Here is a 12,602-nt window from a genome sequence, read left to right as displayed (position 1 = left end):
CCGGGAGCATACATCTCCCGGTTTTTTAAATATTAGTCAATGATAAAAGATTGGGCCTGCAGATGTTTCCAGAAATCAGGATACGATTTTTCTACAACCATTGGCTCCGCAATCTTGATCTGGTCAAAAACCAATGCAAGGGGCGCAAACGCCATTGCCATACGGTGGTCCTCATAGGTATCAAAAGTCACGTCTTTTGGCTGGAATACATGTGCTGTTTTAAGATGATAGGTTTCGTTATCTGCTATCAATTCAGCGCCAAATTTTGCTATCTCAGTCTGTAAAGCGGCAATTCGGTCAGTTTCTTTGATCTTTAATGTTTCAAGACCTGTAAATGAAACGTCACGACCTAAAGCTGCAGCGACAACGACGACAGTCTGCGCGAGATCGGGGCATTCTTTGAAATCAAATAACGTTTTTTTCGAATCTATTGCTGTTTTATGAAGATGCAAGCCATCGGATTCAAAACTGGATAGCACGCCAAAATGGGTCATGATATCGACAATTGCAATATCTCCTTGAAGACTGTCTTTTTTAAGCCCAGGTAAGACGATAGATGCTCCGTCTTCTGCCAGCGCTACAATAGCGTACCAGTAAGAAGCTGCGCTCCAATCTGGCTCCACATAAATCGTGCTTTTTGAAAAAGTCTGTGGGGCAATATGTATTTCATTCGCTGTCCACTCATGCTGTATGCCGACGCTTTTTAGCATATCGAGGGTCATGGATACATAGGGTCTGGAAGTCAGTTCACCCTCGATTTCCAATGTAAGCCCTTTTTTCAATGCGGGAGCAATTAATAGCAGCGCCGAGATGTATTGACTACTGATGTTGCCTTTTATCCGGACACGGCCCTTTCCTTGAAATATGCCGCCCTCTATTTTTAGGGGCGGATAGCCGGCCTTTTTTTCATAATGAATGTCAGCGCCGATCTCCTTCATGGCATCAACCAATATACCAATTGGCCGTTGTTGCATGCGTTCGGTCCCAGTAAGGATAAAGTTTCCTTGAACAAGGTTTAGGTAGGCCGTTAAAAAGCGCATTGCCGTACCTGCCGGACCGATGTCAATCGTGTTGTAGCCGGGTTGAGGATCTGATGCGATCTGTAATACACGGTTTAACGTCACCGTATCGGCAGCCTCGGAAAGATTCGCTATATCAACCTGTCCCTTGCTCAACGAGTGAATAATAAGAGCACGGTTGCTCTCGGATTTTGATCCTGTCAGTTGAACCGTGCCTTTTATTTTTTTTGATGGGTGCGTCAGCTTGATGACTTGTTGATTCATTATGCTTCTGCTGTAGGTTGTTCCTGTGAATTCATTACCGCGTTTTGTTTACGGATAGATTCGTTGTGAATTAATTCTAGGAATTTTGTTGCAAATTCATTGCCTAAAGAAAGTGCTTCAGCAAGTTTTGTGCGTTTTTGAACAATCTCATCCCAACGGTTTACCTGTAAGATCGTCACATTGTTATCGCGTTTGTATTCACCGATTTTCTCTGCAATTTTCATACGCTCGCCAATTTTTTGGATAATTAAATCGTCCAATTTATCAATGTTGCTACGCAATTCCGCTAATTTGTCCTCGAATGAAGGGTTGTCAGAATCAGCCTTACGTAATGTTAAATGATTGATCAACTCTGCTAGGGCTGCTGGCGTAACTTGTTGTTTGGCATCAGTCCATGCAACAGAAGGATCAATATGTGATTCGATGATCAAACCTTGCATATCCATATCCATTGCTTTTTGTGCGATGTACGGTAGCAATTCGCGGTTACCACAAATGTGGCTAGGGTCATTGATGATCGGCAAATTAGGGCAAGCAGTTTTTAACTGGATGGCTAGATCCCACATCGGCTCATTGCGGAATGCTGTTTTCTCGTAAGAAGAGAATCCGCGGTGGATAGCACCTAATTTTTTGATACCTGCACGGTTGATACGCTCCAAAGCACCGATCCACAACGATAAATCTGGGTTAACAGGGTTTTTTACGAAAACTGGTACATCTACTCCCTGTAGCGCATCAGCAATTTCTTGCACCGTGAATGGATTTGCAGTTGAACGTGCACCTACCCAAAGTACATCAACACCAGCTGCTAAAGCTTCTTCGACGTGTTTTGCTGTCGCAACCTCTGTAGCTGTCAATAAACCTGTCTCTTCTTTTGCTCTCTTCAACCACTCCAAACCAATGGAACCGATACCTTCAAATTCGCCTGGACGAGTACGTGGTTTCCAGATTCCTGCACGTAAGATATTTACTTTTCCAGTATTCGCTAATAGATGTGCTGTAGATACCAATTGCTCTTCTGTCTCTGCACTACAAGGGCCTGCGATAATTAAAGGTTTGTCTCCAGTATCCAACCATGATTTCAAAGGAGTGATTTCTAATGTATTTTTCATCGGAATAAATTTTTAAAGGTATTTGAGTCTGTTAAGCTGTTATGCTTGTTTTGTAAGTTTTTATCGCTTCAACAGATTCAGGGTAAGTTGATTATAATATAATTATTAATTTGTTGATTATAGTTTCTCGTTTTTGATGTATTCGCCCATAATATTGAAATTGATACTATGTTTGAGTACTTTTCGGATCGCAGCTTCATAGTCTGATTGTTTTTTCCATTCAACATCAACGAAAAAGTCATATTCGTTGCGTTTTCCGATAACAGGCATAGACTGAATCTTGCTCAGGTTGATATTTTGCTCAGCAAAACACTGTAAGATTGTCGCTAAGGAACCAACTGTATTTCCCGTTTGGAAAGATAGGGATGCTTTATTGGCATTTTTGTGTTCAACCACCTCATTCGAAAGAACCAGAAAACGTGTAGCATTCTTTTTATTGGTTTCGATTCTTTTCTCTAGAATCTCAAGCCCATAAATTTCAGCGGCTAAAGTACCAGCAATAGCAGCTGTATCAGTCAATTTCCGTTCAGCAATCATCTTTGCTGTGGCCGCTGTGTCTGACCCTTCGGTAATACGTACACCCTCCAGCTCCGAAAGAAATTCTTCGCATTGACGGATCGCGATCGGATGTGATTCGATATGTTTGATGTCTTTCAATTTGACGCCCGGCAATACCATCAGATTCTGCTGAATGTTGAGATAGACTTCTCCTGTGATATGAAATTTATAATCCCGAAGCAAATTATAGTTTGGTAGCAGGCTACCTGCAATCGAATTTTCAATCGCCATAACAATGTAATCTACTTTTCTTTGCTTCAGCAATTCACAGGTTTTTTTGAATGAATCACATTCAACAATTTCGACTTCGCGTCCAAAATATTTAAATGCTGCTTCCTCGTGGAATGAAGCTTTTGCTCCTTGTATCGCAATTTTTAAACTCATTTTTTTGTTGCTATTTTGCCCTTAAACAAGAAAGAGTCCCGATGATCTAAACCGGGACTCTTTCTTGTTATATTTTAATGTATACACAATCTAATCCCGGCTCTTATTTTTAAAATAAAAGAAGTTAAAATAGAAATATGTATATGATCTGTTCATCCTTGTGTTGTTTGACATTTCAAATGTACGAATGTTTTTGAAATATCAAAGAAAAAATAATTTTTTTCATAAAAAATGCATCATTTATATATGTGTTTTTGGTTGATTTTTATTGCTTTTTTTATATTGAAAATAAGTGTTTTTTATAGCCTTTTTGAGATTATTTAAATTTGTAATTTTCTTTTATATAGTGTTTTATGGTTTTGTTTTCTTTTTTATATCCGTTTTTTTTAATGGTTTTTTAACATAAAAAATATATTAAAAATGTCTCTATTTTTTAAGTGTTTTTTTATTAAAAATAGTTGTTTTTTTTGTTGAAATATGCTGTGTTTTATTCGTTTTTTGCTGAAAAAGTATTTTATTACCTTTGCCCAAATGTAATTTTTATGCTAAAGCGATTTAATTTTTTAGTGAGTGCCACTATCATCTGTCTCTTGTTTTTAGGTTTTTCTTATAAAGGGGAGGAGCGGTATGTGAAGGTGCGAAGGGTAATTGATGGCGATACCTTTGTGATTGAAAATGGTAGTAAAAAAGGCGAACGGGTACGATTGATTGGGATTGATGCTCCCGAAACAAGGAGAACAGCACGAAAGGAAATTGGTTACTATGGCGTGGAGGCAAAAGAATATCTAAAAACTATGTTGACCGGAAAGAATGTGAAGCTGGTATTTGATGTTGGTAAAAAGGATCGTTATGGAAGACTTCTAGCTTATGTGTATCTTAGGGAGAAATTTGTTAACGCGGAGTTGGTAGCGCAGGGCTATGCTGTGACTTACACCTTGACGCCGAATGTTCAGTATGCTGATTTTTTTGTAAAATTAGAACGACAGGCACGTCAGGCTAAGCGTGGGCTTTGGAAATAATTTAGTAACAGAATAATGATTTTTGTCCTCATAAGTGTTATCTGCAGCGTCACTGTAGCCGTATTACTAAAATTGGCAAAACAGTATGGCGTAGAAACAAAACAAGTAATCGTCTGGAATTATCCTATGGCAGTTGCTTTGACCTACTTTATATTACGACCCGAAATAAAAGAAATTAGCTGGGATGTCTTACCATTCCCGTTGTATGCAACACTGGCTGTACTATTACCGGGGATGTTTGTATTTATTGCGCTATCTATCCGTTATAGTGGTTTGGTAAAAACGGAGGTGGCGCAGCGACTATCTTTATTTATTCCCTTACTGGCAGCGTTTTTTTTATTCCACGAAAAGCTACAGGGAAATAAACTGTTTGGGATAGGGATAGGTCTATTGGCGATAATATGTTCCATCGGTTGGCGAAAATCTCTCCCTACAGTAACCCTGTCAAATACTGGATATAAAAATAGTCTCTACCCATTGCTTGTTTTTATTGGTATGGGGATTATTGATATCCTTTTTAAACAGGTGGCATTGCATGTGACGATACCTTATGTCAGTTCGATGTTTATTATCTTTGTCATGGCCATGCTGATCGCATTTGGTTTATTAGGCTATTTTATCTTTGTTGAAAAACAGAGCTTTTCAGGTAAAGCTGTCGTCTATGGCCTGATTTTAGGCGCTTTAAATTTTTGTAATATATTATTTTATATGAAAGCACATCGGGCATTACCCGAGAATCCTTCCATTGTATTTACTGGAATGAATATTGGTGTTATCTCGTTGGGTGCTTTGGTGGGTGTGTTATTTTTTAAAGAAAGACTCTCATGGTTGAATTACCTGGGGATAGTTCTTTCCATTATTTCAGTTTTAATTATCGCATATTAGTGAGTTTATTTGAAGATACTTATCGAACGATCGATGCAAACTATGAAGGAATTTTTAGAGATAAAGGAAGCAAATTTATTGCCTATGCATTTCCTTTTAAATCTGAGGAGAAATTAAAAGATCTGCTACAGGAGGTGAAATCCCTACATCCAAAAGCAAGACACCACTGCTGGGCTTATCGGCTGACTCCGGATCGTAATGTATTTCGCGTAAACGATGACGGTGAGCCCTCTGGTACCGCCGGGCGTCCTATTTTAAATGCTTTGCTCTCGGCGGATATTACCAATATAATCGTTGTTGTCGTCCGTTATTTCGGAGGAACACTGTTGGGCGTACCAGGCTTGATTAATGCTTATAAATCGGCAACACAGGATGCCTTGGATCAAGCTCAGATAATCGAACGAACAGTGAATGATAGCTATGGGCTGACCTTTGATTATCTAAATATGAATGATGTTATGCGTATTATTAAGGAAGAAGGACTGGAAATCGAAAAGCAGGAATTTGACAATAATTGCTATCTGGAATTTGAGGTACGGAAAATGCAGGTAAACCGTGTCGTGGAACGTTTTTCGAAAATTGAAGGTTGTCAATTGAATTATTTAAGAACGATATGATAAACAATTCAGAACTCATTTTAAATTCAGATGGAAGTATTTACCATTTGAATTTAATGCCAGAAGATTTAGCCCATACGATCATTACAGTAGGAGATCCAGACCGTGTGACCAAGGTATCGAAATATTTTGATCGTATCGAACTCAAAAAGGGAAAGCGTGAGTTTATCACCCATACAGGATATATTGGGACTAAACGGCTGAGCGTGATCTCTACAGGGATAGGTACAGACAATATTGATATAGTATTGAATGAATTGGATGCGTTGGTGAATATCGATTTTCAACATAAGGAAGTAAAAAGCGAGTTGACCTCTTTGGATATCGTGCGTATCGGTACTTCTGGTGCTGTACAGACGGATATTGAAATGGGAAGTATATTGGCTTCGGAATATGGGGTTGGCTTTGATGCATTGATGCAATTCTACCAAAAACCTTACGATGAGATTGAATTGAATATCCAGCAGGCTTTAATTCGGTATTTTCCACAGTTAAGTTTAAAACCTTATGTAGCAGGGGCTGGAGAGCGTCTATTAGACCGAATTGCTTTTGATCTACCCAAGGGGATGACATTGACAGCACCGGGATTCTATGCGCCACAAGGACGTTGTCTGCGGTCAGATAATACGATTCCAGATCTGATTCCTTTGGTAAATTCATTTAAGCATAACAATTTCCGTTTGACCAATCTGGAAATGGAAACCGCGGGTATCTATGCTTTGGCGAAAATGTTTGGTCATCAGGCCCTATCCATAAATGCCATTTTAGCAAGTCGGGTAGCGGGAGAATTTTCGCCGAATCCTGAAGCAGTCGTGGGAAAAGCCATTCAACTGGTATTGGAAAGAATTTAGAGAAATCTCTCCAAGTACCACGTATGCGTTAAACAACTCCTTTCCTGTTGGAGTCAAATTTGAGCATGATAAAGAGTAGTATTGTGAAGCTCCAGAGTGAAGACCCTCCATAGCTGACAAATGGCAATGGAATCCCAATGACAGGGATAATTCCTATGGTCATTCCGATATTGATAAACAAGTGAAAAAATAGGATAGAGGCCACGCCGTAGGCATAGATTCGGGCGAAAGCCGAACGCTGTCGTTCTGCAATATGGATGATACGCAAGAGCAGCGTGAGATAGATGGCAATTAATGTTACTGAACCTACAAAGCCCCATTCTTCTCCCACAGTACAGAAGATAAAGTCAGTACTTTGTTCGGGAACAAAGTTATATTTGGTTTGTGTTCCCTGCAAATAGCCTTTCCCCCAGAATTGGCCCGATCCAATAGCAATTTTGGACTGGTTCAAATTATAACCCTTTCCTTTGAGGTCTTCTGTTTTGCCCAAAATGATGTCGATTCGGTCACGCTGATGCGGTTGTAATACGTGGTCGTAAACCAGATCCACACATAATATAAATGCGGTGCAGGCTGCAAAAAGGATACTTAGATTAATAATATATTTTCTCTTCTTTCGGAAGCTCCACATAAAAAATCCGATAATAGCCGCCAAGACTAAAATAAGAATCCATGGATTGAATAACAGAGCTAAAACAAAAAGTAAGATACATAGGCCTCCAAAAATCAGTAATTCATTGTTTACATAGCCTTCGCGGTAAAAGACAAAAATTAGCGAAAAGAAAGCAAGTGCAGAACCGGTGTCGGGCTGCAGCATAACCAGGAATACAGGAAATAGTACAATACCTGCACCCATAGCCAGTGTTTGCATAGTTGGGGCTTTATTACTCTGCGCACTTAGAAAGTTGGCCAGTAACAGACAGGTGGATAGCTTGGCAAACTCGGAGGGTTGTAACCTGAAAAATCCCAAATCAATCCAGGCCTGATTCCCGCCGACATTTCGCCCGACAACCAAAACAATGACAAGGAGTATGGCTGTTATACCATAAAATATGGGTGAGGCCGAACTGAAAAATTTGGCATCGATAATCAAGATGGATATGCCGAGGATAATCGCTGAGATCAGGTAGAGTGACTGCTTTCCATAGTTGGTGCCTAAAGTGAAAAAACCAGGCATTTCCGGATTAAATACAGCCGCACGGATATTGAACAGACCGATCAGACAAAGTGAGAGCCAGAGTATGATTGTTAACCAATCTATTTTTCCAAAGAAACTATTTTTTTGATTATTCATATCTTCTTTTTACCTCACTATGGTGAACAATTGTTTCTTTTGGTTTTACCAATGCCGCTAATTGTCGTTTTGATTTAACAGTATCTGTTTTTGATTTGATCGAATCCGCTTTCTTGACATCTTTACTTTTGGGATCTATTACTTTCTTTGGTGCAGGAAGAAAGTTTGCTTTATAGATCCGATCCTGAATATATTTTGCTGTCGTAATGGTATCCTTCAGGTATTTTTCCACCATCATACTAGCGATCGGACCAGCCCAAGTTCCACCATAACCAGCATTTTCAACAAATACTGCAATGGCAATTTTCGGATTTTCCCGTGGAGCAAATGCAAAAAATACCGCGTGATTTTCTCCATGTGGATTTTGTGCCGTCCCTGTTTTTCCACACATTTCAATACCTGGGATACGATTAGACCAAGCTGTTCCTTCAGGTGTGTTGACAGCGTCGCTCATCCCCTGGATGACTACAGGATAATATTTTTCATCTACCCCAGCGCTGATCTTTTCTGTAAATTCCTTTTTAGCGATTTTTTGCGCACCTATACCCTTGATGAGATGTGGTCTATAGTAAAAACCTTTGTTGGCTACAATAGCCATGATATTGGCCATTTGTAACGGTGTTATACCCATCTCTCCCTGACCAATGGATAAGGATATATTGAAACTTGAACGCCATTTGTCATTGCCATATCGTTTTGTATAAAACTCCGATGTGGGCAATAATCCCGGTTTTTCCCCTGGTAGATCTATTCCCAATTTGTGGCCGATTCCAAACTGTGTGGTTGCATTGCGCCATAGGTCGTAGGCTTTTGGACCTGAGAGGCCCCGTCCATCGATCATTTTGGCGTAGGTAAAACCATAATAGGTATTACAGGATACTGCTACAGAACGCTGTAAAGTGGTCGAACCGTGGTAGTGGGTACATCCCATCCAGCCGCGTCCGCCACCATAGCTATAACCATGGGGACAGAAAAATACGGTGTTTCGGTCAATAACGCCAGCTTGCTGTGCTGTCAGGGCTGAAACAACCTTAAAAACGGATCCTGGAGGATACGAGGCTTGAATAGGACGGTTAAAAAGGGGCTTGGTTTCGTCATTCAATAATTTCATATAATTATTGCCAACTTGTCGACCTACCATCAGATTGGGGTTATAACTCGGGCTACTTATATAGGCCAAAATTTCCCCCGTTGCAGGTTCAATGGCAACAATAGAGCCGAGCTTATTTTTCATTAAACTTTCACCTAATATTTGGAGATCCTTATCTAAGGAAGAAACTAATCCTTCACCGGCAACGGCCAAGGTATCATATTTCCCCTCCATAAATATTCCCTTGGGACGATTCAGCGCATCCACCATCAAATTGTTAACTCCTCTTTTACCGCGGATCAGATCTTCGTAGGAACGTTCAACACCACTTCTTCCAATATAGTCACCACTTCGGTAAAACCCATTGGATCGTTCAATATCTTTATCGTTTACCTCGCTAACATAACCCAAAAATTGAGCTGCAATACTATCAGGATAGCTTCTAATGGTTCTCTTCTGTACATAGAATCCACGAAACTGATATTGATATTCTTGATATTGTGCCCAAGTCCGGACGGATAGTTGTTTTTCAAAAATTGATGCCCTGTATGGGGAATGGGCACGAGCCTTATCCATCCGTTTAATAAAGCCTTCTTTGTCAATATCAATTAATTTACAAAACAAAGCAGTGTCAATCTCCTTGACCTCGCGAGGCGTAACCATCAGGTCGTATACAGGTTCATTTTGTACCAATACTTTTCCTTTGCGGTCTAAAATAACACCCCTTGCAGGGTAAACGATGACCTTCCGCATGACATTGCTGTTGGCTGAATGTATATAGGAATCGTCGATGATCTGTAAATAAAATAGGCGGGCAACCAAAGTCAGCGCGATGGCAACAAAGATTCCGGAAACGACGTACTTGCGAGCAAAAAAACTATTCATAGAAATAAATTTCTATTCACCGATCTACTACAATCGATCTTTCTTTTTGTAGAATAATATGCTAAATAACAGCATAATAATTACCGTAAATATACAACTTAAAACAATACTGAGCAGTGTGTATTGAATATGTTGGAAAGAGAAAGATTCCAGTAGATACAGGAATGTATGATGAATCAATGTACCAAAAAAGATATAAGAGAAAAACCATCTTACATTCATCAACCCCAACATTGGTGTAAGAAATGAGTCCCGTTCCTCTACTTCAAGAGTGATCTTCATAAAGAAAATTCGGAATGCAGCCAAAGCCACGCATGCGGCGGTGTTGACCCCCAATGTATCGTAAAAGGAATCAACTGTCAAGCCTGTTAGAAAAGCAATCAGGTAAACCAGAAAATTGGGTGCTCCGGTCGGCAGCAAAAAGATAAATAAAATATAAGGAAACGCTGCAACCAGGTTATAATAGCCAATATTTTGGAACAAAAATACCTGCATTCCAATCAAGACTATAAATCGAATAAAATTAAATATTAAAATCCTAGCCATTGTCTTTAGTCGATTCCTCCAATGTTTTTAATTCATTATTTAATAAATCCTTTACTACATATACATGTTGTAGATTAGAGAAATTGGTGCTTAAAAGAATGCGTAGATCCAGGAATGCGTCTCCAGACGAAATACCCGTTTGAATAACTGTTCCCACAAAAATACCTTTTGGAAAATGCCCCGAATACCCTGAAGTATAGACTTTGTCGCCTTTGTTTACTTTGATATGATTTGGAATCTCCTTAACCGTAGCTGCGCGATAATCGATGTTGTTACCCCATACTAAGGAACCAAAGATCTCACTGCGGCCCAAGGTGACCGATATACGGGTATCAGGGTGTAATAATGATTGCACAGTGGAAAAATTAGGCGAAACATTTAATACAATACCAACGACTCCGTTTGGAGCAATGACACCCATGCCTTTTTCAATACCATCTTTACTACCTCTATCCAACGTGATTGTATTCGCTTTTTGATGGATACTGTTGTTGATTACATTTGCAATAATAAATTGGTAACGCCCAAATTCACTGCTATCCATGACAGGTACTGGTCCGATCTTAATACTATCCGTTGATTTATAGGCCTGAAGGTCTTTCCGTAACTGCGCATTTTCTTTAGCTAAAGCATCATTTGTCTCACCTAGATGTAAGTAGCTTTTCCACGAGTTTACCTTTGCATAAAGGTTACCAATTACACTATTGGACGAATTTAACACAGAGTTGCGTTGAAACGAATTGTTGGTGATAATCAAAAATAATGAGAATCCAAAAAATAGGATAAACCAAAAGAATGCATTATATCGTCTCAGGAATAACCAAAGGTTTCTCATTTTTTATCGTGGGTATTTAATAAGCAAGCGATATAATAATTTTGCATATTATATCGCTCTTTAATAAAATCTTGTTAATTATCGAACGCTAATTATTGCATCAAGAATTTGAATCGACCAATATTTTTAAGCGCAATACCAGTACCTCTTACAACAGCACGAAGAGGATCTTCGGCAATGTGTACAGGAAGTTTTGTTTTCGCTTGAATACGACGGTCTAAACCACGTAATAATGCACCACCACCAGTTAGATAGATACCAGTTTGATAGATATCGGCAGACAACTCGGGTGGAGTAATTTCAAGCGCTTTTAAGATGGCCTCTTCAATTTTTGAAATTGATTTATCTAAACAATGGGCAATTTCTGTGTAAGAAACGGTAATCTGTTTAGGGACACCAGTCATGAGGTCACGACCTTGAACTGCAAAATCTGCAGGCGGTTCCTGTAATTCAGGAAGTGCCGCACCAACTTCAATTTTAATCTTTTCCGCAGTACGCTCACCGATCATGATATTATGTTGTCTACGGATGTATTGAACAATATCAGAATCAAAGTTGTCACCTGCTACACGGATAGACTGATCACATACGATACCAGATAATGCGATGACCGCAATTTCTGTCGTACCCCCACCAATATCTATAATCATGTTACCCATTGGTTCTTCCACATCGATACCGATACCTACGGCAGCTGCCATTGGTTCGTGGATCAGATAAACTTCTTTGGCACCTGCAATTTCTGCAGAATCGCGTACAGCTCTCTTCTCTACCTCGGTGATACCTGATGGAATACAGACTACCATTCGCAAGGATGGAAAAAACCAACTCTTACCATTGTTGACCAATTTTACCATCCCTCTAATCAGATGTTCAGCGGCTGTAAAATCAGCAATTACTCCATCACGTAAAGGTCGTACCGTTTTTATATTGTCGTGTGTTTTACCTTCCATTTGCATGGCCTGTCGACCGATGGCAATCACTTTGTTTGTGGTGCGGTCAAATGCAACAATAGAAGGCTCATCCACTACTACTTTGTCATTATGAATTATCAGGGTGTTCGCAGTACCCAAGTCGATCGCAACTTCTTGCGTAAACCAATTAAATAAGCCCATTTGCTAATCCTTAAGCTATTTTAAAATAATATGCAAACCTACACAAAAAAAATTAATCTTTTTGAGGTTCTACATCAAAAAAAACTATATTCTGCAAGTAAATTCTATCTGGAAAAAACTGTCTTTAA

12 protein-coding genes are annotated in these 12,602 nt (G+C 39.4%); 4 read left to right on the top strand and 8 right to left on the bottom strand.

The features are described 5' to 3' along the window. Positions 1-32: 32 nt before the first annotated feature. The 3 genes from aroA to AC07UV_RS15150 all read right to left on the bottom strand — a co-directional run bounded on the left by aroA (position 33) and on the right by AC07UV_RS15150 (position 3,337). A complete protein-coding gene (gene aroA / locus AC07UV_RS15160) occupies positions 33-1,283 on the bottom strand; it encodes a 3-phosphoshikimate 1-carboxyvinyltransferase (protein ID WP_495184358.1) in 1,251 nt (416 codons plus the stop codon). Further along, positions 1,283-2,395 (bottom strand): chorismate mutase, encoded by a 1,113-nt coding sequence (locus AC07UV_RS15155; protein WP_282250021.1) that lies wholly within the window; start codon positions 2,393-2,395, stop codon positions 1,283-1,285. Before AC07UV_RS15155 ends, aroA begins: the two co-directional genes overlap by 1 nt. A gap of 117 nt (positions 2,396-2,512) precedes the next feature. After that, entirely contained in the window at positions 2,513-3,337 is an 825-nt protein-coding gene (locus tag AC07UV_RS15150) for a prephenate dehydratase (protein ID WP_077437425.1), read from the bottom strand. A gap of 542 nt (positions 3,338-3,879) precedes the next feature. On the opposite strand from AC07UV_RS15150, the gene AC07UV_RS15145 reads away from it, so the two are divergent. From AC07UV_RS15145 to AC07UV_RS15130, 4 genes are read left to right on the top strand one after another with little or no spacing between them, the layout of a single operon-like run. Continuing rightward, complete coding sequence (locus AC07UV_RS15145; RefSeq protein ID WP_282250018.1) at positions 3,880-4,356, top strand: thermonuclease family protein; 477 nt, start codon at positions 3,880-3,882, stop codon at positions 4,354-4,356. Positions 4,357-4,371: 15 nt separating this feature from the next. Continuing rightward, on the top strand, positions 4,372-5,241 hold the full coding sequence (locus AC07UV_RS15140; protein ID WP_495184357.1) for an EamA/RhaT family transporter: 870 nt from the start codon (positions 4,372-4,374) through the stop codon (positions 5,239-5,241). Further along, a complete protein-coding gene (locus AC07UV_RS15135; RefSeq protein WP_495184356.1) occupies positions 5,241-5,858 on the top strand; it encodes an IMPACT family protein in 618 nt (205 codons plus the stop codon). The genes AC07UV_RS15140 and AC07UV_RS15135 overlap by 1 nt, the downstream gene beginning before the upstream one ends. Continuing rightward, positions 5,855-6,709 (top strand): nucleoside phosphorylase, encoded by an 855-nt coding sequence (locus AC07UV_RS15130; RefSeq protein WP_495184355.1) that lies wholly within the window; start codon positions 5,855-5,857, stop codon positions 6,707-6,709. The genes AC07UV_RS15135 and AC07UV_RS15130 overlap by 4 nt, the downstream gene beginning before the upstream one ends. Before the next feature lie 28 nt (positions 6,710-6,737). Here AC07UV_RS15130 and rodA read toward each other — a convergent pair whose 3' ends face one another. The 5 genes from rodA to AC07UV_RS15105 form a co-directional block, all read right to left on the bottom strand. After that, a complete protein-coding gene (gene rodA, locus AC07UV_RS15125; RefSeq protein ID WP_223585201.1) occupies positions 6,738-8,003 on the bottom strand; it encodes a rod shape-determining protein RodA in 1,266 nt (421 codons plus the stop codon). Next, positions 7,996-9,978, bottom strand: a complete 1,983-nt coding sequence (mrdA, locus tag AC07UV_RS15120; RefSeq protein ID WP_495184354.1) for a penicillin-binding protein 2 — start codon at positions 9,976-9,978, stop codon at positions 7,996-7,998. Before mrdA ends, rodA begins: the two co-directional genes overlap by 8 nt. A 27-nt stretch (positions 9,979-10,005) precedes the next feature. Continuing rightward, positions 10,006-10,473 (bottom strand): rod shape-determining protein MreD, encoded by a 468-nt coding sequence (locus tag AC07UV_RS15115; protein WP_495184353.1) that lies wholly within the window; start codon positions 10,471-10,473, stop codon positions 10,006-10,008. Between the two features lie 43 nt (positions 10,474-10,516). Then, the gene (mreC, locus tag AC07UV_RS15110; protein WP_223585204.1) at positions 10,517-11,359 is read right to left on the bottom strand and encodes a rod shape-determining protein MreC; all 843 of its coding nucleotides are present in this window, start codon (positions 11,357-11,359) and stop codon (positions 10,517-10,519) included. 92 nt (positions 11,360-11,451) lie between these two features. After that, positions 11,452-12,474, bottom strand: coding sequence for a rod shape-determining protein (locus AC07UV_RS15105; RefSeq protein ID WP_028071379.1), 1,023 nt, complete (start codon positions 12,472-12,474; stop codon positions 11,452-11,454). Positions 12,475-12,602: the final 128 nt, after the last annotated feature.

The sequence above is a fragment of the Sphingobacterium sp. GW821-FHT03E03 genome (assembly GCF_059420745.1).
The sequence above is the reverse complement of the archived record's forward strand: the minus strand, read 5'-3'. Positions and strand labels throughout refer to the sequence as shown.